Source organism: Streptomyces sp. NPDC018029 (assembly GCF_044327655.1).
Classification (GTDB): Bacteria; Actinomycetota; Actinomycetes; order Streptomycetales; family Streptomycetaceae; genus Streptomyces.
In genome coordinates this window covers 227,535-249,923 of record NZ_JBIRFV010000002.1, presented here as the reverse complement: position 1 = coordinate 249,923, position 22,389 = coordinate 227,535, and the positions used below count along the sequence as shown (strand labels likewise).

Sequence of the window (22,389 nt, the reverse complement as noted above, 5' to 3'; positions counted from 1 at the left end):
TGGGTCAGGCCGCCGTTTCCAGGGCGGGCCGGGCCGTGATGTCGCGCGCGCTCTTGCGCAGGAGTACGGGCTCGGCGGCCCTGCGCCTGCGCAGCAGGAAACCCGCCCCGATGGAACCGGCGATGATCAGGCCGCCAGAGACCAGGGCACCGCGGGCGCCGGCCAGTTCCATGAGGAGGCCGAGCGCGGGCGGCCCGCCGAGGCCCCAGGCGGTGCTGATGCTGCCCCACACGCCGAGCACGCGGCCCCGCAGATGGGCGGGTGGATCGGTCTGGAGGACCGTCGTCCCCGCGGTGTCGGAGACGGTCTCGACGACGGCCATCGGCAGGACGAGGATCAGCAGAACGGCGAAGGACGGGGAGAAGCCCGCCACGACCTGGAGCAGCGCGCCCGCGGCGGCCAGCGTGCCCACGAGCCGCACGGACGGCTTCCGCAGCCGGGCGCCGAGGACCGCGCCGATGATGCCGCCGACGGCGAGGACGGTGGAGACCGTGCCGAACGACCCGGCGCCGCCGGCCAGCGGCCCGGTGACGAGCACGGCCAGCGTGAGGTTGTAGTTGCGGCCGAAGACCGCGCTGACGCCGGTCACACCCGCCAGGGCCACGAGCCGGGGCCGCCGCATGAAGTACGCGAGGCCCTGCCGGACGGTCATGTGCTCGCCCACCGGTGCGGGCCCGGTCGGCGCCGGTCCTGTCGGCACCGGAACGACGGCCCGGTCGGCCCCGGCCTGGCGCACCGCCCCGTAGGCGGGACGGAGGAAGGGGATGACGGAGGCGACGAAGAGGAACGACACTCCGTTGGCGGCGTACGCGGCGGCCGTACCGAGGAAGCCGACCGTGACACCGCCGAGCGCGGCACCGGCGAGCCGGCCCGAGCTGTGGACCAGCGAGCCCACGCCGATGGCGGAGGGCACGTCCTCCGGCGGCACGAGGTCGTTGCCCAGCAGGGCGCACGCGGGCCCGTCGACCGTGGCGATGATGCCGGTGACGGCCGCGAGCCCCATGAGGATCGTGAGATCGAGCCCGCCGGTCGCCACGAGGACGGCCGTCGTGAAGGCGACGGCGCCGAGCAGGGCCTGGCTGACGGAGGCGGTGAGCTTGCGCGGCCACCGGTCGACGGCGGCACCGCCGACCAGGCTCATCAACAGCGCGGGCGCGGCCTGCACGGACATGGAGAGACCGGTGGCTGCAGCGGAGCCGGTGATCTGCAGGACCAGCAGGTTCTGCACGGTGAGCTGCATCCAGGTGCCGGCGTTCGACACGAAGTTGGCGACGGACCACCAGCGCATGCTCCGGTACCGCAGGGACCGCCACGGCGACCGGGAGCCGGACGCGGAGGCATGAGCGGACACCGACGGGGCAGGAGAGGAAGGGGAGGAAGACACAGGGGCACTCGAAGACTCGGGGTGGGTCCGGCGGGACGGACTCAGGCGGAGGTCTCGGCGGGAGCTCGGAACACCGGCAGCACTGCGCGGTCACTCCACCGGATCTGTCTGGGGGCGCCGCGCTGCGGGAGGTGCGTCGGCGGGGTGCGCGAAGTGGCGCGTGGACGCTCCGGAAGTACGGCGATGACCATGGTGGCAGACCGGTTCACCGCGCTCCGGGACGGTTCTGTCGTACGTGACGCCGGGCGGCACCAACCCCGATCCCGCGCAAGGGATTTGGCGCTTCTGGTGTGCTTGCTCACACGGTCTTCCGGCGCCCCCGTGACCCCGCCTCCGGGCCCTTCGCGCGTGACGGGCGACACAGCCGCGCGCCGTCCGCCCGGCGCCCGGCCCGAGGTGCCGGACTCCCCTCCGGCCGTCACAGTGGGAAGCGGGGCGGTCGCGGAGCGCACCGCCGTCAACCGGAACGACGGAAGGCACACGCATGGGCGGCGCACCGCAGGTCGACCTGCACGGCAAGCAGGCTCTCGTGACCGGTTCGGCCAGGGGCCTCGGCGCCTCGATCGCCAGGAGACTGGCGGCGGCGGGCGCGACGGTCCTGGTCGCCGACGTCCGCAAGGAGATGGCCGTGGAGCTGTGCGACGAGCTCACCGCCGAAGGCCTCGACGCCCGGTTCCTGGAGATGGACGTGCGGGACGCCCCGGGAGTCGCCGCGGCCTTCCGCGACCTCGACGAGGCGGGCCGGCCCCTCGACATCCTGGTGAACAACGCCGCCGTGGACGTGTCCAAGCCGATCGAGCACCTGACGGCCGACGAGGTGACGCGCGTCGTCGAGACCAACCTGCTCGGGCCGATGTACCTGTGCCTGGAGACGTACCGGCGCATGATCGCCCGCGGCGGCGGCCACATCGTGAACATCCTGTCCACCGCCGCGAACCGCACCTGGACCGAGGCGGGGCCCTACGCGGCGGGCAAGTCGGGGCTGCGCGCCTTCACCCACACGCTGTTCAAGGAGGCCCAGCGCGACTGCGTGGGGATCGGCGTCACCGGGATCATCGCGGGCGGCATGGAGACGCCGTTCATCATGGAGCGCTTCCCGGACGCCGACGTGACCATGCTGCAGAGCCCGGACATCGTCGCCGACACGGTCCTGTACGCCCTGTCGGTCCCGGCAGGCAGCGTGGTGGGCGAACTGGTCGTCGTACCGCGCAGGGAGCCCTCCTGGCCCTGAGGGGCCCGCTCGCGGCCGCGGGGGAGTGACGGACGTCCGTGTCTGAAAGCCGCCCGGGTGGGCACCTGAGGCGCTGCCCACCCGAGGCGCTGCCCACCCGGAAGCGGAAGGAAGGTTCAGCCCATGACGCCGACGATGTTCTCCATGGCGCCGCAGCCACCGCCTCCGTGGGAGAGGGCCATGGTCACCGCGGGAGCCGGCTTCCTCGGCTCGCACGTGTGCGAACGGCTGCTCGACGCGGGCGTGGCGGTCGACTGCGTGGACGACATGCCGAGCGGCTCGTCCGGGAACGTGGAGCACCTCGCGGACCGGCCCGGGTTCCGGACCGTCCGGCTGGACCTCGCGCGGCCGGGCTGCGCCGACGCTCTCCCCGGCCCCTACGACCTGGTCGTGCACTTCGCGTGTCCCGCCTCGGCGGCCGCCGCACGCCCCCTGGAGACGCTGGACGCCGGCAGCCTCGGCGCCCGCAACGCCCTGGCCGTCGCCGAGCGCGACGGGGCCCGGTTCCTCCTGGCATCCACCTGCCCGGTCCACGGCGACCCGTCAGGGACCGCCGACGAGACCCAGCGCTTCTCGGAGGCGCTGACCACCGCGTACGTCAGCGCCAAGGAGGCGGACGCGGGCATCGTGCGCGTCTTCCCCGCGTACGGGCCGCGCATGGACGCCGATGACGGCCGGCCGATTCCCACCCTGATCCGGCAGGCGCTGAGCGGGGGGCCGGTGACCGTGCCCGGAGACGGCAGCGGTACGCCCTCGCTGTGCTACGTCGACGACACGGTCGACGGAGTGCTCCTGGTCGCCGCGAGCCGCTCCGTGCGGCCCGTCGACATCGGTGGCGACCCCGGGCCGACCCTCGCGGAGATCGCCCGCCGGGTGCTGGACCTGACCGGCTCCGACGCGCGCCTGGAGTTCACCGGGCCGCGCGCCGACGCCCCCGAGCCCCCCGCACCCGCCACCGGCTTCGCCCACGAACTCTTCGGCTGGACGCCCAAGGTCTCCCTGGACGACGGGCTCAAGCGCACCATCGCCCACTTCCAGAACGGCGGACAGGGCGCGCCGAGCGCCGAGGGAGGCGCACGCCATGCGTGCTCCTGGTGACGACCTGCGGGGGAACGTGGCGAAGGCGCTCGTCGTCTGCCTGGACGGCATGAGCGGTGTCCTCCTGGCGGGACCCGCCGTCCGCGCCGTCGCGACCAGGGCCGACCACGTGGCGATGCTGTGCGGGCCGCGCGGCGCGCCCGCCGCCGGACTGCTGCCCCACGTCGATGACATCCTCGTCTGGGAGGCGCCCTGGGAGGGCGACCGGCCGCCGTCGGTGGACGAGGCGGACGTCGAGGGCCTGCTGGCGCGGATGAGGGACGCGGCGTACGACGTCGCCCTCGTCGTCACATCCTTCGAGCAGAGCCCGCTGCCCATCGCGCTGTTGCTGCGCATGGCGCAGGTTCCCCGCATCGGGGCCGACAGCGCCGACCACGCGGGCAGTCTCATCGACGTGCACCACCGGCGGCTGCCCGGCCGGCACGACGCCGAAGCGGCGCTCGACACGGCCGCGGCCCTCGGCTTCTCGCCCCGGACCGGCGACGACGGCCGGCTCCGCGTCCTCCCGGCCCCCGACACGACGGGCCTCACCGGCAACGGCCCGTACGTCGTGCTGCACCCGGGCACCGCTGCACCCGCCCACGCCTGGGACGCCGGACGCGCGGCCGAGACGGTCGCCCTGCTCGCCGACGCGGGCCACCGCGTCGTCGTCACCGGCGGCCCCGAGGAGACCGCCCTGACCCGCCGGGTCAGCGGCGACACGGCCGTCGACCTCGGCGGCCGCACGGACCTGCGGACCCTGGCCGGCGTCCTGCGCGCGGCCGACGTCGTGATCGCGGGCGACACAGGCCCGGCCCACCTCGCCGCCGCGACCGGCACCCCGGTCGTCTCCGTCGGCCCCCAGGACGTGCCCGCGGAACGGCGGAGCCCCTACGGCGTGCCCGCCGTGCTCCTGGGGGACCAGGACGACCCGGGCGCGGACACCGGCCGCCCGGGCACGACGGCGGCACCGCCGGACGACGTGGTGCGCGCGGTCCGGAAACTTCTGAAGGAGAGCACGTGAGCGCAGGTCCCCCGCGCACCACCGTCGCCGTGATCACCCGCAACCGCCGCGAGAGCGTGCTGCGCACCCTCGACCGGCTCGCCGCGCTGCCGGAGCGGCCGCCCGTCGTCGTCGTGGACAACGGCTCCACCGACGCGACGGCCGACGCGGTGCGCGCCCACGCCGTCGGCGCCCACGTCGTGGAGGCCGGGCGCAACACCGGAGCCCTCGGCCGCAACCTCGCTGTGCGGCATGCCACCACGCCGTACGTGGCCTTCAGCGACGACGACTCCTGGTGGGCCCCGGGCGCCCTCGACACGGCCGCCGACCTCCTCGATGCGCATCCACGCCTCGGCCTCCTGGCCGCCCGCACCCTCGTCGGCCCCGAGACCCACGAGGACCCGCTCAACCGCGTGCTCGCCGACTCGCCGCTGCCGCCCGTCCACGACCTCCCCGGCCGCCCCGTCCTCGGCTTCCTCGCCTGCGCGGCGGTGGCCCGGCGCGCGGCCTTCCTGGAGGCGGGCGGCTACCACCGGGTGCTGTTCTTCGGCGGCGAGGAGACCCTGCTCGCCTACGACCTGGCGGCCCGCGGCTGGGGCGTCACCTACGCGCCCTCCGTGACGGCCCACCACCACCCCGACCCCGCCACCCGGCCGGGCCGCTCCGCGGTGCAGCGGCGCAACGCCCTCCTCACCGCCTGGCTCCGGCGGCCGGTCCACGTCGCCCTGCGCGGCACGGCACACCTCGCCGCGGCGGCCGCCCGCGGGGAACGGGACGCCGCGAGCGCCCTCAAAGGCGTCCTCGTCCGCCTCCCCGCCGCCCTCAGCGCCCGGGAACCGCTCCCTGCCCGCATCGAGTCAGCGGCCCGCCTGCTGGACCGGGTCCCTTCATAGATCCGTACGTGAATCCCCAATCCCTTCACGCATCCCTTCATGACCACCACCTTTCGCCAAGAGGATCAGCGCAGATGACGCACGAGACCGCCCTCATACCCGGCACGCCCACACAGGACGGGCGGGACGCAGGGCCCGACCCCCGTACGACCGTCGTCGTGATCACCAAGGACCGCCGCCGCGAGCTGCTGCGGACCCTGCGCACCCTGCGGGACCTCCCCGAACGGCCCCACGTGATCGTCACCGACAACGCGTCGAGCGACAGCACGGCGGAGGCGGTCGCCCGGTACTTCCCCGAGGTCCAACTGCTGCGGCCCGGACGGAATCTGGGGGCCGTCGGGCGCAACCTCGCGGTCCGCCACGTCCGCACGCCGTACGTGGCGTTCTGCGACGACGACACCTGGTGGGACCCGGGCTCGCTGCGGTGCGCCGCGGACCACCTCGACGCGCACCCGGCGCTCGCCGCCGTGACGGCCCGCATCGTGGTCGAACCGTCGGGGGAGGAGGACCCCGTCGTCGCCGAGTTGCGCGACTCCCCGCTCTCGGGGCCCGACTGGCTGCCGGGACCCGCCCTCGGCTCGTTCCTCGCCGCCGCGACGGTCATCAGGGCCGACGCCTTCCGGGACGCGGGCGGCTTCCACCCCGGGCTGTGGCTCGGCGGGGAGGAGGAACTCCTCGCCACCGACCTCCTGACACAAGGGCACTGGCTGAGCTACGTGCCGGAACTGACCATCCATCACGCGGCGTCGACGGTCCGGGACAGCACCGACCGGCGCGTCCTCGGCCTGCGCAACACCCTGTGGTTCACCTGGCTGCGCCGCCCCTGGCCCTCGGCGCTGCGCCGCACCGGCCGGCTGCTGCGCACCGTGCCGCGCGACCGGCCGTCCCTGCGCGCCGTCGCCCGGGCTGTGGCCGGGCTGCCCTGGGTCCTGCGGCAGCGGGCCCCCGTGCCCGCGCCGATCGAGGACCGCCTCGTCGCCCTGGAGAAGGCGCGCCGGCACTCCACGGCCCGCCGGTACGTCGGCTGAGAGGTGCGCCCCGGGAAGTCGTGGGAACTTGGATCACATGACTCCTTCCCAGAAACCGGACCCGGGCTCCGACCCCCGAGACCCGGATCCGGACCCCGACCCGCGGAACGCCACAGGACTGGAACCCGGCGGAAGCGTGCCGCCGGGGGAGACCCCGCCCGCCGAGAGCAGCATGTCGGGGGCGGGGCCCGAGGAGACGTACAACCCTCCCAAGGGCTGGGGGAAGGGGCCGCTGGCCCTGATCATCGGCCTGGGGTTGCTGATCGCCGCGTTCTTCCTCGTCTACGCGATCGTGCTGCTGCTGTGACGCGGGCGCGGTCGAGGGCGGTCAGGCAAGGGTGACAGGGGCGGCGGCAGGGCCGTCACCCCACCCGTCGTCACCCCGCCCGTCGTCACCCCACCCCCGCACCCGCCGTGACCCGCATGTTCAGCGCGTCGTCCGCGACCTCCACCAGGACCCGGCTGCCCGCGGTGAGCTTGCCGTCCAGGAGCAGCCTGGAGAGCCGGTTGTCCACCTCGCGCTGGATCGTGCGGCGCAGCGGACGCGCACCGTACTCCGGCTGGTGACCCCGCCGCGCGAGCCAGTCCACCGCCTCCGTGGTGAACTCGATGGCGACGTCCTGCGCGTGCAGCCTGCGCCTGGTCTCCTCGAGCAGCAGATCCGTGACCTGCCGCAGTTGCTCGCCCGTCAGCCGCCGGAAGATGACGATCTCGTCGACGCGGTTGAGGAACTCGGGCCTGAAGTGCTCGCGCAACGGCCGCAGCACCTGCTCGCGCCGCGCCTCCTCGTCGGCCTCCGACCCGTCGGCCCGGAACCCCAGGGTCGCGCCGCGCCCCGTCAGCGCCTCGGAACCGAGGTTGCTCGTCATCACGATGACGGTGTTGGTGAAGTTCACCGTCCGGCCCTGAGCGTCGGTCAGCCGCCCGTCGTCGAGGACCTGGAGCAGGGTGTTGAAGACGTCGGGGTGGGCCTTTTCCACCTCGTCGAGCAGCAGCAGCGAGTACGGGTGACGGCGTACGGCCTCGGTGAGCTGGCCCGCCTCCTCGTGGCCCACGTAGCCGGGCGGCGCTCCGACGAGCCTGCTGACGGTGTGTCGCTCCTGGAACTCGCTCATGTCGAGGCGGACCATCCGCTCCTCACTGCCGAACAGCGCCTCGGCCAGGGCCCGCGCCAGTTCCGTCTTGCCGACGCCCGTGGGGCCGAGGAAGAGGAAGCTCCCGATGGGCCGGTCGGGGCTCGCCAGACCGGAGCGTGAGCGCAGGACCGCCTCCGCCACGGCGCTGACCGCCTCCTCCTGCCCGACGACCCGCTCGTGCAGGTGCTCCTCCAGGCCGAGCAGCCGGTCCCGCTCCTCCTGCGTGAGGGTGCTGACCGGGATGCCCGTCTGCCGGGAGACCACCTCGGCGATGTCCTCGGAGGTCACCTCGACGATCTGCCCGTCACCCGGCTCGCGGTCCCGGCCCGCCCCGATCTTCCTGACCAGGTCGTTGATGCGGTCCCGCAGCTCGGTGGCCCGCTCGTACTGCTCCGCCGCCACCGCCTGGTCCTTGTCCCGGGCCAGCTGCTCCGCCTCTCGTTCCAGCGCCCGCACGTCCGTGCCCTTCGTGCTGGCCCGCAGCCGCACCCGGGCCCCGGCCTGGTCCATCAGGTCGATCGCCTTGTCCGGCAGGAAACGCTCGGTCAGATAGCGGTCGGACAGCTCCACGGCGGCGAGCAGCGCCTCGTCGGAGTAACGCACCTGATGGTGGGCCTCGTACCGGTCGCGCAGGCCGCGCAGGATCTCCACCGCGTCCGCGGCCGTCGGCTCCGCCACGAGGATCGGCTGGAAGCGGCGGGCGAGCGCCGCGTCCTTCTCGATGTACCGCCGGTACTCCTCCAGGGTGGTCGCCCCGATGACGTGCAGTTCGCCCCGGGCAAGGGCGGGCTTGAGCATGTTGCCCGCGTCCATCGACCCGCCCTCGGAACCGCCGCCGCCGGCCCCGACCACGGTGTGCAGCTCGTCGATGAAGACGATCAGCTCGTCCGAGTGGGCGCGCACCTCCTCGATGATGCCGTTCAGCCGCTCCTCGAAGTCACCGCGGTACCGAGTGCCCGCCACCACTCCCGACAGGTCCAGCGCGATGACGCGCCGCTCCGCGAGGGTGTCCGGCACGTCACCGTCGGCGATCCGCTGGGCCAGGCCCTCCACGACGGCGGTCTTGCCGACGCCCGCGTCACCGATGAGCACCGGGTTGTTCTTGCCGCGCCGGGAGAGCACCTCGATGGTCTGCTCGATCTCCTCCTCACGGCCGATGACCGGATCCACGCCGCCCTCCGCGGCCCGCGCGGTCAGATCCCGGCCGAACCGGTCCAGCGTGGGCGTGGCCGTGGCACCGCCACCGCTCTGCCGCTGCTCGGCCGGGCCCGGCCGGCCCTGCGGCGGCTGCGGGGCAGGACCGGGGTCGAAGCGCGCCGCGTTGAGGATGTGGCCCGCCGCCGAGTCCGGGTTGGCGGCCAGCGCCATGACGATGTGCTCGGGCCCGATGTATCCGGCGCCGACCGCCCGGGCCACCTCGTGCGCGTCGAGCAGCGCCCGCTTCACGGCCGGGGTGAGCGCAACCGCCTGGGTGGGCACGGCACCCTCGGTCTCCGCGGAGTGCCGGTCGATCTCCTCGGCGATCTGCTCGGGATCGGCCCCGGAGCGCGCGACAAGACCGCGGGTCGGCTCGATGGTCAGCGCCGCCCGCAGCAGATGCTCCGTGTCGAGGTTGCTCTTGCCGTGCTCCGCCGCGTACGCGGCCGCCGCGGCCACCAGCTCCCGCGCGGGACCGCTCATCAGCCTGCCGATGTCGATCTGCCGTCGCCCGCTGCCGAGGAACCGCGCGAAGAGCTCCCCGAAGGGGTCCTGCCCGAATCCCTCGGGCCCGATGAAACCGCTGCTCATAGCCGTCCGTTCCGGTGTCCCGGCCCGCCGGGACAGCCTCGTGCCTGATCGTGTCGTGCCCGCTTCGGGTTCCCAGTCGTCACCCTCGTCACTCCTGGCGTCCCGCTCCCCGATCGTCGCCCGTGGCGGCCCGGCGTGCCCGCGGCACGCTCCGCCGAACGGGCTGCTCCGAAGTCTGTCGCCACGCTTTGGGGGCACTCCTGGGACATGGGTGAGAAGCGGCGACTGAGAACGAGCCACATCGACGGACCCGGGATCACCCGCGTCCGTTCGGGACGCGGGTTCCGCTATACGGATGCCTCGGGCCGTCCCGTCACCGACCCCGCGGAGAAGGAGCGCCTGCGGCGGCTCGTCATCCCGCCGGCCTGGCGGGACGTCTGGATCTGCCCGTGGCCCAACGGGCATCTCCAGGCCGTGGGCACTGACGCCGCGGGCAGGCGCCAGTACCTGTACCACCCGCGGTTCCGTGAGCGGCAGGAGGCGGCGAAGCACGAACACGTCCTGGAGGTCGCCGCCGCCCTCCCCGACGTCCGCGCGCATGTGGCGGAGGACCTCGCGGGCCGCGGCCTCAGCCGTGAACGGGTCCTCGCCTGCGCCGCCCGCCTCCTCGACCTCGGCTTCTTCCGCATCGGCAACGAGTCCTACCGGCGGGACAACGGCACCTACGGCCTCACGACCCTGCTCAAGGAGCACGTGTCCTGCCGGAGCGGCGAGGTCTGCGTCACGTATCCGGCGAAGTACTCCAAGACGCAGACGCGCGCGTTCGTCGACCCGCCCGCCTGCAAGGTCCTGCGCGCCCTGCTGCGCCGCGACACGGCGGGCCCGCGGCTGTTCGCCTACCGGCAGGGCGGAACCTGGCACGAGCTGCACGCCGCCGAACTCAACGACTACCTGCGGGACCGCGCGGGTACCGACATCACCGCGAAGGACTTCCGCGTCTGGCACGCCACCGTCCTCGCGGCGGTCGCCCTCGCGGTGTCGGTGCAGGTCGCCGACGAGTCCCGGACGGCACGCAAACGCGCCGTCACGCGGGCGGTCCGCGAGGTCAGCGAATACCTCGGCAACACCCCTGCCGTCTGCCGTGCCTCGTACATCAACCCGCGCGTCATCGAGCTCTTCGAGGAGGGCCGCACGATCGCCGACGCCCTGGACCGCCTCGGCGACGGCGCCACGTTCGGCCGTCCGGCGACGCAAGGGGCCATCGAGGAGGCGGTACTGCGGCTGCTGACGTGAGATGGGCGCGCGGGCGGAACGCCCGACAAGGAAAACAGCGGCGACAAGGAGAGTGACCACACGCATGAGCGGTTCGGACGACGACCTGCCGGTCCTGCACACGCTGCAGGAGCTGGCCCGTCTTGTGGAACGCCACGACGGTCTGTACGTGCGCTGGTCCCGCGGCCCGGCGAAGGACCTCGGCAGGGTGATGAGCAGGGACGACCTGACGGGCGTCCGCATGCCGGGCCTGTCGGCCAACCCGCTCGGTGTCGAGCCGTGGTGGGAGGACCGCCCCGTCGAGCTGTGGGTGGCCCGGCGGCTGCACGACTACTCGCACCTGCCGCGCGACAAGGGCCCGGGGGTCCGCCCCTGGGTGCTGCTCGGGCACGAGGCCGCCCGCGGCCCCGACAACGAGCCACTGGTCGACGAGGTCGAGCCGATGGCCTGGATCGACACGAAGATGATCGACGCGGCCCGCGAGAAGGTGGCCCGCGAGGCGGGCGGCTGGGGGCCTCTGCGGCGTACGAACGGGGTCGACGGCTGAACCGGCACGACCGCGCCCCGCGGCGGGTGTGCCACGGGGCGCGGTCGTGGAGGGGGCGACCGGTCGGCGGTGGAGGACCGACCGGCCGGTCACGGCCGGCCGGTCAGTCGTGACCGGCGCGGCTCATGCCCCTCCTGCCTTTCCCGCTGTTCCTTCCGTGCGACGCCTCGGACTTCTCTCCCGCCCGGGCGGCCGCGCTGGCGGCCAGGGCGAGGAGGGCGGCCACGGCACCGGTGATGACGTTGCTCACCACGGTCCTCGTGGTGGTGGCGTCACCCGCGATGACCCACGGCGCGACGATCGTCCAGACGCCCAGCGCGCACGCGGCCCACGCCATGCCGTGGGTGCGCTCGTAGGCCCGGCCGAAGCCGCCGCTCATCAGGAGCGCGTACGCGATGCCGACGATCAGGTTGACGATCGACAGCCGCGTGAACTGGTTGAAGCCCGCGATCCAGGGAGAGGCGGCCAGGTAGAGACCGGTGAGGAAGGCCAGCGCGTCGATGGCCTGCACCTTGGGTGTACTCGCCGCGCGCTCGGCACTCTCGTGGCGGGCGCGCATGTCGACGATGTCGGGGTGCGTGTCCATGGAGGACGGCGCCCCGGACATGGGGGCGTGGGCTCCGGACATCGAAGACGGGGCTCCGGACGGCATTCCGGACGGGGACCTGGGGGACGTTGTCACTGCGTCCACCTCCAACTAGGTGTTCTTGGTGCGGACGGGGCCGCGTGTACCGATGGGGCCACGTGTACCGGGGGCACGCGGGCGGACTCGGCTGTCAGGTCGCACTCGGTTCGTACGTCCAGCGCAGCAGGGCGCCGAGTCCTCCTGCCGGGATGTCGTCGCTCACCTCCTCGAACGGGATGATCAGGACGTCGGCGGACGTGGCCGCCGCCGAACGCAGCAGCGCGTCGTCGGCGCGTACGGGGACGGGGGCGCCGTCGCCGAGGGCCTCGGCGTCCGTACGCCGCACCGCCACCTGGCCGGGTTCGGCGCCCGCCCACATCTCGCGGTGCAGGTCGGGGCCGTCCGGCCGGACCAGGAGAGTGCCGATGCGGTGCTCGCGCGCGGCGTCCACCACGGCGGGCACGCCCTCCACGGCGTCGGTGGGCCGGTCGGTGCCGATGCGGCCCGCCCGGAAGCGGTCGAGCGCGTCGTCGACGCGCCGGTGCAGATGCTCCTGGCAGGCGTTCCCGATGGCCTCTTCCAGTGCCGCGGAGCCGGAACCGGCGGCGCGGCCACCGTGCTCCGTCTCGACCGTCACGGCGCGCAGGGCCTCCGGCAGCTTGTCGCGCACGGCCGGACGCTCACGGGGGTCGCCGACCAGCACCACGAGGTCGGCGCCGGACTCCTCGTAGGCCTCGGCCAGCGCCTCCGCGATCTCCGCGGCGTTGCGCTCCCAGGTGTTCTCCACCTTGAGCTGGAAGTGCCGCTCGGACCAGTCGGATGTGGCGGTGCGGTGCACCGGCCACTGCTGACCTTCCACGTGCCCGGAGTCCTGCGGTCCCGCCGCGGCCCGTAGTTCGAAGTCGGCACCGGTGCGGTCGATGTAGGCGACGAGGCTCACCGGGTCCTGGCCGCACAGCTCCAGCAGGGGCGTGAGCCGCGGCAGCGGGGCCCAGCAGGCGAACTCGCCCTGGGGGCGCCGGGACAGCCGGTGGCTGAGCACGACCTCGCCGCCGGTGGCGAAGACGACGCGTCCCGCCGGATCCTCGGCGGGTGAGAGCGCGGTCAGGTTGTCGCGGACCGCCGCGACGGTGGCCTCGTCCGCGCCCTCCTGTGCCAGGGTCCTGCACACCTCCCGTACGGACAGTTCACGGCGCTTGGCGCCCGACTCGTCCGCCTGACCGGGGTCGAAGTACACCGTGGCCCAGGGGCCCGGCCGGTCAAGGAGTGGTTGCAGAAAAGAAAGACGCATGGTGACTCGCTCCTTGTGGACCGTGTTTCCGTGCGGCCCACGTTCGGGTTCGTCGGTTCAGTCGGTGGGCTCGTTTCCCGAGCTTCGCGCACGCCAGATGTCGTATTTCCTGCTGTCGGGTTCAGGCATGGCGATCACCTCTCGGCTCTGCGGGTCCCCTGGCGCAAAAGGGAGCAAACTTCCCTCTTGCTACGAAGTCGGAGCTCGGAGTCCGAATGCGTATGGGGAGGCAGGCGTGGTGGTGGCTCTCGGAAGAGAGACGGGCCCTGGGAAGAGAGACGGGCCGCAAGGTGGGGCTTGTCGCCGCGGTCGGCGGCGGAACCGTGCGTTCTTGCCCACCAGAATACGCGTCGAACCCGTGCGCCGCTTCAGGACTCATTTCCCTTGTGCCACGGGCCCGGACGGGCCACGCGACTGCTCGATGGGACCGCAGCGCAGTGCCGTGGCAGCATGGAACAACCGGCCGTGCGAGCGGACGAACCGCACCAGGCGCACCCGCGGCACCGGCCGCGGCAGCCGCACCACGCGAGGCGAGGGAGCGAAAGCGATGTCGAACCCGCAGCAGCCCGAACAACGGCGTAGCGACAAGGGCGGGGCGACCCCCCAGGACAGCGCCGAACTCAAAGCACGACAGCCGGGCACCTCCCGCGGGGCCGGCGCGCACGCCCACGGAACGGACAAGGGCGGCAAGGGCGGCGGCCGAGGTGGCGGGACCCCGCCCGAGGAGCGCCCGAACCACCCTTGACTCGCCCGAACCACCCGTGACTCCGGTGTGACCGCGGATCCCCGGAACGGTGTGGCCGCGGAGCCCCGGAACCGGACTCAGCCCTGCCGAGGTGCCACGCGTTCCGTCACGGTGAAGATGCCGCCCTCGGGATCGCAGAGGGTGATGGCCGGGCTCTCCCCGCCCTCGTCGCGGCGCACCACGGACCCGCCGTGGCGGAGCGCCGTACGCACCGTGGCCTCGGGATCGGCGACCGTGAAGTGGACTTCCCAGCGGGGCAGGTCGACCGGGTTGCGGGCCGCCTCGACGGCGCCGGAGCGGAGCCGGGCGAGCACCGTGCCCTCCTGGCTCAGGACGACTTCGTCGTTCTCGTAGTCGACGTCGCAGCAACCGGGCCGCCCGCAGGCCCAGTCGAGGACCTGGCCGTAGAAGATGGCCGCCTCGAAGGCGTCCGGTGAGCGCAGCCGCAGCCAGACGGGCGCCTGCGCCCGCCAGGAGTGCCAGTCGGAGACGAGCCGGCCCTCCCAGATGCCGAAGACGGCCCCGTCGCGGTCCGCCGCGAGTGCCCCGCGGCCCACAGGGAAGCGGAGCGGTCCCACGGCGACGGTGGCGCAGCGCTCACGGATGCGCGCGGCCGTCTCATCGGCGTCCTCGACCGCGAAGTAGGGCGTCCACGCGACAGGAACCCGCAGCGCGGAGGCGAGAGAGCCGATGCCCGCGACGGGTTTGCCCTCGTGCACGGCGACGCGGAAGTCCTCGCCGAGCGGTGCGGGACGGAACGTCCAGCCGAAGACCGCGCCGTAGAAGGACTCGGCGGCGGCCAGGTCGTGCGTCAGCAGGGTCGCCCAGCAGGGCGCTCCGACGACCTCTCGGCTCGTCGTCGCGTGTGCGGCGGGGGTGGCTGATCTGTGGTGGGTCATCGCACTCAACGTCCAGGTGGGGAGGCTTGTCGTGCCGAGCCGCAGAACCGGTGCATATGCCCGGAATCCCGGCGTTTGCCATGCTACTCGGCATGGCAAACGACGACCCGGGTCGCCTGCCCCGTGCGGGGCCCCGTCGCCGGACCCCGCACCCTTGCGCCGGATGCTGCCCGTGTAGTCGGCTGGGCCGCATGGGGAAGAGAAGTGTTGCCGCAATGACCGCCGCCCTCGTCGCGGGGTCCCTTCTGACCGGCGTACCGCATGCGGGCGCGCAAGCAGCCGAGTCCGGCACCGACGGTTCGGCACCGTCACCCGGGTCGCCTGCCGCCCCCGGATCGCCTTCCGCGCTCGGGTTCGACCTCGACACCGTGACCATCCCGGAGTTACAGACGCGCATGGGGCGCGGCTCGCTGACCTCGTCGGCGCTGACCCGGGCCTATCTGCGGCGGATCGAGAAGGTCGACCCGAAGATCCACTCGGTGCTGCGCACCAGCCCGACGGCCCTGCGCCAGGCGGCCGCCAGCGATGCCAGGCACCGGCGGGGCGAGACCCTCGGGCCGCTGGACGGCATACCCGTCCTGCTCAAGGACAACGTGAACACCCGTGACATGCCGACGACGGCCGGGTCGCTCGCCCTCGCCGGAAGCCCGCCGAAGACGGACGCGGTGCTGGTGACGCGATTGCGCAAGGCGGGGGCGGTGATCCTCGGCAAGACCAACCTGTCGGAGTGGGCCAACTTCCGTGCGGCCAAGCCGACGTCGGGGTGGTCGGCGGTGGGCGGGCAGACCAACAACCCGTACGTCCTCGACCGGAACCCGTGCGGTTCCTCATCGGGTTCCGCCGCCGCACTCGCCGCGTCGTTGTCCCAGGTGGCGATCGGCACCGAGACGGACGGCTCCATCGTGTGCCCGGCCGGGATGAACGGCGTCGTCGGCCACAAGCCCAGCCTCGGCCTGGTCAGCCAGTCGGGCGTGGTGCCGATCTCCGCCGAGCAGGACACGGCCGGGCCGATGGCGCGCAACGTGATCGACACCGCGCTCACGTTCTCGGTACTGAGCGGCGGCGAGGGCCGGCGTGGCGGGGACGACCACGCAGCCGAACCGCACGTTGTCGGCCTGCGCGGCAAGCGCATCGGTCTGTGGCGTCTGCCGTCGCTCGGCCCCGACGTGGACGCGGTGATGACCCGTACGGCGAAGAAGCTGCGCGACGCCGGCGCCGTGGTCGTCGAGGTGACACCTCCCTACCAGGCGCGGCTCGCCGAACTCGAGTTCCCGGCCCTGCTCAGCGAGTTCCACCGGGACATCGACGCCTACCTCGGCACGCGCGAAGGCCCCGGGAACCTCGCCGAGCTGATCGAGTTCAACCGCTCCCACCCCGCGGAGCAGACCTGCTTCGCCGGCCAGGAACTGTTCGAGCAGGCCCTCGCCGCGCCCCCCACCACCGACCCGGGGTACCGGGCGATGCGGGCCGAGTTGAAGGACCTCTCCCGGCGTTCCCTCGACGAGACCATGGCCGGCCACCGTCTGGACGCCATCGCCGCCCCCACGAACCCGCCCGCCTGGACGACCGACTGCGCGCGCGGCGACAACGACGTCATCCCGTCCTCCACCCCCGCGGCCGTCGCCGGATACCCGTCCCTCTCGGTACCCGCGGGCTCCGTCGGCGAGCTGCCGGTGGGCGTGCTCCTGATGGCAGGCCACCGCCAGGACGCCAAGCTGCTGGCACTGGGTGCCGCGGTGGAGCACCGCCTGAACGCCTGGCGGGCGCCGCGCTACCTGCCGACGGTGGAGGGCGGCGCGCCGCCGGGTGGTGCACAGCCCCGCCGCTAGGGCGTCCGGCGTGTGGGCGGCACGGCCGCGTCGGCGTGCGCTTTGATCTGTGGGTCAGCCCCTGCGAAGACCGGCGGACCCTGCGAACAGCGGCCGACCCTGCGAACATCGGCCGGCCCCGTGCACTCCGGCCGGCTTCGCGCACACCGATCGGCCGTGCGGCGCCTGCGCGCGGAGAGGAACACCCATGGACCAGCCGGTGTCAGGACCCGCCTCGGGAGAGCCAGAGCAGCCGGCGCTGTTCGGCTGGCCGGACGAACCTCCGGCCCGGGCGGCGCACTCGGCGTTCCGGGACAGCCCGGAGGCGCGCCGGCTGCTCGATGTGCGCGAGGTCTACGCGGAGCCGGCAGCCCTCGACTCGCCGCGCGGCCGGCAGATCATGGCCCGGCTGCCGGGGGTGCGGGTGACCGAGGTCGACAGCCACTGGCGCATCCCCTCCCTGCACGGGAACGACGGCAACGTAGCCCGCTGGGTCCGCGTCAAGACCGAGACGCTCGTCCTCGGGGTCAAGCGTCAGCTCGTGACCCGCCCCAACGGCAGATCGGCCGACTGGATCGCACCGGGGCCCTCCAACGGCTGCGCGATGGCCTGCGCCTACTGCTACGTCCCCCGCCGCAAGGGTTACGCCAACCCCATCACCCTCTTCACCAACATCGAGGCGATCGTGGCGCACGTCCGGCGCCACGTACGGGCTCAAGGGCCCAAGACGACGCCCAACCAGTGCGACCCGCAGGCGTGGGTCTACGACATCGGCGAGAACGGTGACTGCTCCGTCGACGCCCTGGTCTGCGACAACACCGCCGACCTCATCGCGGCGTTCCGGGGCATGCCGACGGCGAAGGCCTCCTTCGCGACCAAGTTCGTCAATCCCGACCTGCTCGCGCTCGACCCTCAGGGGCGGACCCGGGTGCGCTTCTCGCTCATGCCGCCCGAGGACGCCCGGCTGCTGGACATCCGCACCAGCCCGGTGGCCGAGCGGATCGCCGCGGCCGCCGACTTCCTCGACGCCGGTTACGAGATCCACTTCAACCTGTCGCCCGTCGTCCTGCGCCCGGGGTGGGAGCGGGACTGGGCGGATCTGCTCATCCACCTCGACGACGTACTATCCGCCCGCGTGAAGGAGCAGGCGGCGGCCGAAGTCATCATGCTGACGCACAACCAGGCGCTCCACGAGGTCAACCTGGGGTGGCACCCCCGCGCCGAGGAGATGCTGTGGCAGCCGGACATCCAGGAGACCAAGCGTTCGGAGAACGGCGCTCTGAACGTGCGCTACGCCCTGGACGTCAAGCAGCGTTCCCTGACGCGTCTCCGTGAGCTGCTGGCGACGCACGCCCCGTGGCTGCGCGTCCGGTACGCCTTCTGATCCGGTACGCCTTCTGATCCGATACGCCCTCTGCCGAGACCCGCGCACCACCACCGAAAATGGTGGCGGAAAATATGGGCGTCGCACAGAACGACCGACCAACCGACCAGAAGGGAAGTCATGAGCACCGAGACGCTGGAGTTCCAGGCCGAGGCGCGGCAGCTGCTGGAGCTGATGGTCCACTCGATCTACTCGAACAAGGACATCTTCCTTCGCGAACTCATCTCCAACGCCTCTGATGCCCTGGACAAGCGGCGCCTGGCCGGCCTGCAGGACGACAGCCTCAAGACGGACGACCCGCACATCGAGATCGAGGCCGACAAGGAGGCCCGCACGCTGACCGTGCGGGACAACGGCATCGGCATGACGCGCGACGAGGTCGTGGGGCTGATCGGCACCATCGCCAAGTCCGGCACGGCAGAGACGCTGCGCCGGCTCAAGGAGAACAAGGGGAAGGGCGGGAAGGACGGGAAGGAGGGGAGCAAGGAGAGCGCGGATTCGGCCGAGCTGATCGGTCAGTTCGGCGTCGGCTTCTACTCCGTGTTCATGGTCGCCGACAAGGTCACCCTGGTCACCCGCAAGGCCGGTACGCCGACCGGGGTGCGCTGGGAGTCGGACGGCGACGGCACGTACACGATCGAGACCGTCGAGGACGCCCCGGAGGGCACGTCGGTCCACGTGCACCTGCGGCCCGCCGACGAGGAGGACGCGCTCTACGACTACACCGATGAAGGCAAGATCCGGGAGATCGTCAAGCGGTACTCGGACTTCATCTCCTTCCCCGTCCGGATGGGGGAGTCGACCCTCAACTCGATGAAGGCGCTCTGGGCCCGCCCGCGCTCCGAGGTGAGCGAGGAGGAGTACCGGGAGTTCTACCGGCACATCAGCCATGACTGGACGGACCCGCTCGACATCATCCAGATGCGGGCCGAGGGCACCTTCGAGTACGAGGCCCTGCTGTTCCTGCCCTCGAGGGCCCCGCACGACCTCTACCAGCGCGACGCCCGCCACGGCCTCCAGCTGTACGTCAAGCGGGTGTTCATCCTGGACGACAGCCGCGAGCTGCTCCCCGATCACCTGCGCTTCGTCAAGGGCGTCGTGGACGCCGCCGACCTGTCGCTGAACATCTCCCGCGAGATCCTCCAGCAGGACCGGCACATCCAGCTCATCCGCCGCCGCCTGGCGAAGAAGATCCTGGCGTCCATCAAGGAGCTGATGAGCAAGGACGCCGAGAAGTACCGCACCTTCTGGCGCGAGTTCGGGCCCGCAGTCAAGGAGGGCCTCCTCGACCGGACGGAGGACCACAAGGCGATCCTCGACATCGCGTCCTTCGCCTCCACCGCGGGTGAGGAGCCCACCACCCTGGCCGACTACCTCGACCGGATGCCGGAGGGCCAGGACAAGATCTACTTCATGACCGGCGACAGCCGCGCACAGATCGAGAACTCTCCGCACATGGAGGCGTTCCGGGCCAAGGGGTACGAGGTCCTGCTGCTCACCGATCCGGTGGACGAGATCTGGGTCGAGGCGGTCCGCGACCACGAGGGCAAGGAGTTCCAGTCCATCGCCCGCGGCGCGGTGGACCTGCCCTCCGAGGAGGAGCCGTCGGAGGAGGAGGCCGGGGAGTACGCGGCCGTCCTCGCCTGGCTCAACGAGACGCTCGACGACGTCAAGGAGGTGCGCCTGACGACCCGGCTCACCAGCTCACCGGCGTGCCTGGTCAGCGACACGGACGGCCTCACGCCGGCCCTGGAGAAGATGTACAAGGCGATGGGCCAGGAGCTCCCGCCGGTCAAGCGCATCCTGGAGCTGAACCCGAAGCACCCGCTGGTCGGCGCGGTCAAGGCGGCGCACGACAAGCGGCCCGACGACCCGGAGCTGAGCGGGACGGCCGAGCTGCTGTACGGCACCGCGCTGCTCGCCGAGGGCGGCGATCTGGCCGACCCGGCACGCTTCGCCGCCCTGCTGGCCGACCGCCTCAGCAAGACGATCTGAGCCCGTCGCCCGGCGTCTTGTGACGATGACTGCTGCGCGTACGGACGTACGCGCAGCAGTCATGCCGTAAACGCCCTGTGTATATGGGTTTGGGCTGCGGATGGGATGGCGTCAGGCAGGGACGACGAGCGGTGGGTGCTCGAGCACGCGGGGCTTGTACTCGACCAGTTGGGTGCGGCCGTCGAAGGTGCGGTGGTCGATCATCTCGAGGGCGACGTCCGGATAGCCGTCGTAGATGCGCTCGTCGCCCGTGGCGCCGGTGATCACCGGGAACATGACGACCCGGAAGCGGTCGACGAGTCCGGCTCGCAGCAGGGACCGGCACAGGCTGAGGCTGCCGATCGTGCTGAGGAGCCCCGAGCCGCTCGACTTCATGGCTCGGACCGCCTCGACGGCGTCGTCGCGGACGAGCGTGGAGTTGGCCCACGTCAGCGGCTCCTCCAGGGAGGAGGAGAACACCACCTTGGACGCCCGCGTGAGCTCGTCGACGGACGCCTCTTCCTCGGGCCTGAACTCGTCCTGGCCGTCCGGGACCTCACCTGCGGCGAAACCCGACATCAGACGGTAGGTCTTCGCTCCCATCAGGTAGGTGGCCTCGGGCTGTTCGCCGAGCCACGCGAGGTATTCCGGGCCCTCGAGGCCCCAGAACCCGGGCCATCCCTCTCCCGATGCGTAGCCGTCGAGGGAGGTGATGAAGTCGACGAGAAGCTCCGACATGGCACTGTCCTTTCCTGAGGTGTCATGAGCTTTGACCGCCCGGAAGCCACAAACTCATCGGCTGGCGCCGCCGGAGGGGCGGGTCGCCGTACCGGATAGGCTCATGCGACTCGTTGTAGAGTGTCGAAACAGCCCTTGACCTGCATAAACGCAGGCAGGGAGCCTACTCTTGGGAGTGTCCGATGCTGCGTACCATGTTCAAGTCCAAGATTCACCGCGCCACGGTGACCCAGGCCGACCTGCACTACGTGGGGTCCGTCACCATCGACGCGGAGTTGCTCGACGCCGCCGATCTGCTGCCCGGTGAGCTCGTCCACATCGTCGATGTCACCAACGGCGCGCGTCTGGAGACGTACACGATCGAGGGTGAGCGGGGCAGCGGTGTCATCGGGATCAATGGCGCGGCCGCCCACCTCGTGCACCCCGGCGACAAGGTGATCATCATCAGCTACGCCCAGGTGGAGGATGCCGAGGCCAGGGCACTGCGACCGCGCGTCGTGCACGTCGACGAGGGCAACCGCGTGGTGGCTCTCGGCGACGACACGGCGGAGCCGGTGCCCGGCGGGACCGACATGGTGCGCAATCCGCTGAGCCGCGCGGTCTCCGCGTGACCGGCCGGCCGGTCACGCTGGGGCTCCTCCACACGTCGTCCGTGCACGTGCCCGTCTTCGAGGAGCTGCGGGACGCCGGACACCCGGAGCTCGGGCTGCGTCACCACGTGGTGGAGGACCTCCTGGCGCGGGCACGGCAGGAAGGACCGGACGCGGTCGCCATCGACGTGCGTGCCGCTCTCGTGCGGGCCGCGGAGGGCGGGGCCGCCGCCGTGCTGTGCACCTGCTCCACCATCGGGGGTGTCGCCGAGACCGTGGGCGCCGACATCGGCGTGCCCGTGGTGCGGGTCGACCGGCCCATGGCGGCCGCGGCCGTCGCCGCGGGACCCCGGGTCGTCGTGCTCGCCACGGTCGCCTCCACGGTCGGGCCGACCTCGGCGCTCATCGAGGACGAGGCCCGGCGCGCCGGGCGGGACGTGTCGGTGCGGGCCGAGGTGGTCGACGGGGCGTGGGAGCGGTTCGAGGCCGGCGACTCCGAGGGGTACGCGGAGGGCGTGGCCCGAGCGGTGCGCGGGGTGCGGAACGCCGACGCGATCGTGCTGGCACAGGCTTCCATGGCGGGCGCGGAGAGTCTTGTCCCGGACGTCCGGGAGCGGGTGCCGGTGCTGTCCAGCCCCCGGCTCGGCCTCGCGTCGGCGGCGGCGCTGGCCCTCGGCTAGGCACCGGGGGCGGCTGGACACGGCCGGGGCGTGCCTGGGGCCGACCCAGGTGGCCGTCCGCCACGGGCACTGTGTGAGGAACCGTGGAAGGCTTGGGTCCGGGGGTGTCGGGTACGCGGGGAGGAGCCGTTGGCGTACCACTGGCTGGAGGAGTGCAATGACTCAACCGTTCCCCGATCCCGCACCGAAGCCGGGGCCGGTCAGGCCCTTCCCGGACCCTGACCCGGTGCCGCCGACGGAGCCGGGGAGGCCCTTCCCGAACCCGGACCCCGTACCGAATCCCGAGCCCCGGCCCAGTCCGGAGCCACCGCCGTCCCCGATCCCGCAGCCGCCGGGCCCCGACCCGGCGCCAGAGC

20 protein-coding genes are annotated in these 22,389 nt (G+C 72.5%); 14 read left to right on the top strand and 6 right to left on the bottom strand.

Annotated features, from left to right (window positions below; translation table 11 throughout):
- Nucleotides 1–4: 4 nt before the first annotated feature.
- A complete protein-coding gene (locus ACH4D5_RS05505) occupies nt 5–1,288 on the bottom strand; it encodes an MFS transporter (protein WP_398298880.1) in 1,284 nt (427 codons plus the stop codon).
- A 580-nt stretch (nt 1,289–1,868) separates the two neighbouring features.
- On the opposite strand from ACH4D5_RS05505, the gene ACH4D5_RS05500 reads away from it, so the two are divergent.
- From ACH4D5_RS05500 to ACH4D5_RS05475, 6 genes are all read left to right on the top strand, one after another.
- Nucleotides 1,869–2,615: an SDR family oxidoreductase gene (locus ACH4D5_RS05500; protein ID WP_398298878.1), complete on the top strand. Its 747-nt coding sequence runs from the start codon at nt 1,869–1,871 to the stop codon at nt 2,613–2,615.
- Between the two features lie 123 nt (nt 2,616–2,738).
- Complete coding sequence (locus ACH4D5_RS05495; protein WP_398298876.1) at nt 2,739–3,713, top strand: NAD-dependent epimerase/dehydratase family protein; 975 nt, start codon at nt 2,739–2,741, stop codon at nt 3,711–3,713.
- Nucleotides 3,697–4,716 carry a glycosyltransferase family 9 protein gene (locus tag ACH4D5_RS05490; RefSeq protein ID WP_398298874.1) on the top strand — a complete coding sequence of 340 codons (1,020 nt, stop codon included), beginning with the start codon at nt 3,697–3,699 and terminating at the stop codon, nt 4,714–4,716. The genes ACH4D5_RS05495 and ACH4D5_RS05490 overlap by 17 nt, the downstream gene beginning before the upstream one ends.
- Nucleotides 4,713–5,588 carry a glycosyltransferase family 2 protein gene (locus ACH4D5_RS05485; RefSeq protein WP_398298872.1) on the top strand — a complete coding sequence of 292 codons (876 nt, stop codon included), beginning with the start codon at nt 4,713–4,715 and terminating at the stop codon, nt 5,586–5,588. The genes ACH4D5_RS05490 and ACH4D5_RS05485 overlap by 4 nt, the downstream gene beginning before the upstream one ends.
- A gap of 74 nt (nt 5,589–5,662) precedes the next feature.
- Complete coding sequence (locus tag ACH4D5_RS05480) at nt 5,663–6,616, top strand: glycosyltransferase family 2 protein (protein ID WP_398298870.1); 954 nt, start codon at nt 5,663–5,665, stop codon at nt 6,614–6,616.
- Between the two features lie 37 nt (nt 6,617–6,653).
- Complete coding sequence (locus tag ACH4D5_RS05475) at nt 6,654–6,923, top strand: DUF6480 family protein (protein WP_398298868.1); 270 nt, start codon at nt 6,654–6,656, stop codon at nt 6,921–6,923.
- 85 nt (nt 6,924–7,008) lie between these two features.
- Here ACH4D5_RS05475 and ACH4D5_RS05470 read toward each other — a convergent pair whose 3' ends face one another.
- Nucleotides 7,009–9,540: an ATP-dependent Clp protease ATP-binding subunit gene (locus ACH4D5_RS05470; protein ID WP_398298866.1), complete on the bottom strand. Its 2,532-nt coding sequence runs from the start codon at nt 9,538–9,540 to the stop codon at nt 7,009–7,011.
- A 207-nt stretch (nt 9,541–9,747) separates the two neighbouring features.
- Between ACH4D5_RS05470 and ACH4D5_RS05465 the strand changes: the two genes are divergently transcribed.
- Nucleotides 9,748–10,773 (top strand): DNA topoisomerase IB, encoded by a 1,026-nt coding sequence (locus ACH4D5_RS05465; RefSeq protein ID WP_398298864.1) that lies wholly within the window; start codon nt 9,748–9,750, stop codon nt 10,771–10,773.
- Nucleotides 10,774–10,837: 64 nt separating this feature from the next.
- Nucleotides 10,838–11,299 (top strand): DUF6098 family protein, encoded by a 462-nt coding sequence (locus ACH4D5_RS05460; protein ID WP_398298862.1) that lies wholly within the window; start codon nt 10,838–10,840, stop codon nt 11,297–11,299.
- A 103-nt stretch (nt 11,300–11,402) separates the two neighbouring features.
- On the opposite strand, the gene ACH4D5_RS05455 is transcribed toward ACH4D5_RS05460, so the two are convergent.
- Together ACH4D5_RS05455 and ACH4D5_RS05450 are read right to left on the bottom strand one after the other, a co-directional pair.
- Nucleotides 11,403–11,885, bottom strand: a complete 483-nt coding sequence (locus tag ACH4D5_RS05455) for an SPW repeat protein (RefSeq protein ID WP_398299959.1) — start codon at nt 11,883–11,885, stop codon at nt 11,403–11,405.
- 190 nt (nt 11,886–12,075) lie between these two features.
- The gene (locus ACH4D5_RS05450; protein WP_398298860.1) at nt 12,076–13,215 is read right to left on the bottom strand and encodes a Vms1/Ankzf1 family peptidyl-tRNA hydrolase; all 1,140 of its coding nucleotides are present in this window, start codon (nt 13,213–13,215) and stop codon (nt 12,076–12,078) included.
- A 547-nt stretch (nt 13,216–13,762) separates the two neighbouring features.
- Here ACH4D5_RS05450 and ACH4D5_RS05445 point away from each other — a divergent pair.
- Nucleotides 13,763–13,960, top strand: coding sequence for a hypothetical protein (locus ACH4D5_RS05445; protein ID WP_398298858.1), 198 nt, complete (start codon nt 13,763–13,765; stop codon nt 13,958–13,960).
- A gap of 77 nt (nt 13,961–14,037) precedes the next feature.
- Here the strand turns inward: ACH4D5_RS05445 and ACH4D5_RS05440 are convergent, their stop codons facing one another.
- Nucleotides 14,038–14,859 (bottom strand): VOC family protein, encoded by an 822-nt coding sequence (locus ACH4D5_RS05440; RefSeq protein ID WP_398298856.1) that lies wholly within the window; start codon nt 14,857–14,859, stop codon nt 14,038–14,040.
- 191 nt (nt 14,860–15,050) lie between these two features.
- On the opposite strand from ACH4D5_RS05440, the gene ACH4D5_RS05435 reads away from it, so the two are divergent.
- The 3 genes from ACH4D5_RS05435 (at nt 15,051) to htpG (ending at nt 20,046) form a co-directional block, all read left to right on the top strand.
- On the top strand, nt 15,051–16,688 hold the full coding sequence (locus tag ACH4D5_RS05435) for an amidase family protein (protein WP_398298854.1): 1,638 nt from the start codon (nt 15,051–15,053) through the stop codon (nt 16,686–16,688).
- Nucleotides 16,689–16,875: 187 nt separating this feature from the next.
- The gene (locus ACH4D5_RS05430; protein ID WP_398298852.1) at nt 16,876–18,051 is read left to right on the top strand and encodes a spore photoproduct lyase family protein; all 1,176 of its coding nucleotides are present in this window, start codon (nt 16,876–16,878) and stop codon (nt 18,049–18,051) included.
- A gap of 120 nt (nt 18,052–18,171) precedes the next feature.
- Nucleotides 18,172–20,046 (top strand): molecular chaperone HtpG, encoded by a 1,875-nt coding sequence (gene htpG / locus ACH4D5_RS05425; RefSeq protein ID WP_398298850.1) that lies wholly within the window; start codon nt 18,172–18,174, stop codon nt 20,044–20,046.
- A 111-nt stretch (nt 20,047–20,157) separates the two neighbouring features.
- Here the strand turns inward: htpG and ACH4D5_RS05420 are convergent, their stop codons facing one another.
- A complete protein-coding gene (locus ACH4D5_RS05420) occupies nt 20,158–20,763 on the bottom strand; it encodes a dihydrofolate reductase family protein (protein ID WP_398298848.1) in 606 nt (201 codons plus the stop codon).
- 182 nt (nt 20,764–20,945) lie between these two features.
- Between ACH4D5_RS05420 and panD the strand changes: the two genes are divergently transcribed.
- Both panD and ACH4D5_RS05410 read left to right on the top strand, forming a co-directional pair.
- Entirely contained in the window at nt 20,946–21,374 is a 429-nt protein-coding gene (gene panD, locus ACH4D5_RS05415; protein WP_398298846.1) for an aspartate 1-decarboxylase, read from the top strand.
- Complete coding sequence (locus ACH4D5_RS05410) at nt 21,371–22,033, top strand: aspartate/glutamate racemase family protein (RefSeq protein WP_398298844.1); 663 nt, start codon at nt 21,371–21,373, stop codon at nt 22,031–22,033. Before panD ends, ACH4D5_RS05410 begins: the two co-directional genes overlap by 4 nt.
- The last annotated feature ends 356 nt before the right edge of the window (nt 22,034–22,389 follow it).

Excerpts from the sequence above, each read along its gene's own strand:
- ACH4D5_RS05505 (WP_398298880.1), bottom strand. The coding sequence starts at position 1,288 with ATGCGCTGGTGGTCCGTCGCCAACTTCGTGTCGAACGCCGGCACCTGG.
- ACH4D5_RS05500 (WP_398298878.1), top strand. The coding sequence starts at position 1,869 with ATGGGCGGCGCACCGCAGGTCGACCTGCACGGCAAGCAGGCTCTCGTG.
- ACH4D5_RS05495 (WP_398298876.1), top strand. The coding sequence starts at position 2,739 with ATGACGCCGACGATGTTCTCCATGGCGCCGCAGCCACCGCCTCCGTGG.
- ACH4D5_RS05490 (WP_398298874.1), top strand. The coding sequence starts at position 3,697 with ATGCGTGCTCCTGGTGACGACCTGCGGGGGAACGTGGCGAAGGCGCTC.
- ACH4D5_RS05480 (WP_398298870.1), top strand. The coding sequence starts at position 5,663 with ATGACGCACGAGACCGCCCTCATACCCGGCACGCCCACACAGGACGGG.
- ACH4D5_RS05475 (WP_398298868.1), top strand. The coding sequence starts at position 6,654 with ATGACTCCTTCCCAGAAACCGGACCCGGGCTCCGACCCCCGAGACCCG.
- ACH4D5_RS05470 (WP_398298866.1), bottom strand. The coding sequence starts at position 9,540 with ATGAGCAGCGGTTTCATCGGGCCCGAGGGATTCGGGCAGGACCCCTTC.
- ACH4D5_RS05465 (WP_398298864.1), top strand. The coding sequence starts at position 9,748 with ATGGGTGAGAAGCGGCGACTGAGAACGAGCCACATCGACGGACCCGGG.
- ACH4D5_RS05460 (WP_398298862.1), top strand. The coding sequence starts at position 10,838 with ATGAGCGGTTCGGACGACGACCTGCCGGTCCTGCACACGCTGCAGGAG.
- ACH4D5_RS05455 (WP_398299959.1), bottom strand. The coding sequence starts at position 11,885 with ATGGACACGCACCCCGACATCGTCGACATGCGCGCCCGCCACGAGAGT.
- ACH4D5_RS05450 (WP_398298860.1), bottom strand. The coding sequence starts at position 13,215 with ATGCGTCTTTCTTTTCTGCAACCACTCCTTGACCGGCCGGGCCCCTGG.
- ACH4D5_RS05445 (WP_398298858.1), top strand. The coding sequence starts at position 13,763 with ATGTCGAACCCGCAGCAGCCCGAACAACGGCGTAGCGACAAGGGCGGG.
- ACH4D5_RS05440 (WP_398298856.1), bottom strand. The coding sequence starts at position 14,859 with ATGACCCACCACAGATCAGCCACCCCCGCCGCACACGCGACGACGAGC.
- ACH4D5_RS05435 (WP_398298854.1), top strand. The coding sequence starts at position 15,051 with ATGGGGAAGAGAAGTGTTGCCGCAATGACCGCCGCCCTCGTCGCGGGG.
- ACH4D5_RS05430 (WP_398298852.1), top strand. The coding sequence starts at position 16,876 with ATGGACCAGCCGGTGTCAGGACCCGCCTCGGGAGAGCCAGAGCAGCCG.
- htpG (WP_398298850.1), top strand. The coding sequence starts at position 18,172 with ATGAGCACCGAGACGCTGGAGTTCCAGGCCGAGGCGCGGCAGCTGCTG.
- ACH4D5_RS05420 (WP_398298848.1), bottom strand. The coding sequence starts at position 20,763 with ATGTCGGAGCTTCTCGTCGACTTCATCACCTCCCTCGACGGCTACGCA.
- panD (WP_398298846.1), top strand. The coding sequence starts at position 20,946 with ATGCTGCGTACCATGTTCAAGTCCAAGATTCACCGCGCCACGGTGACC.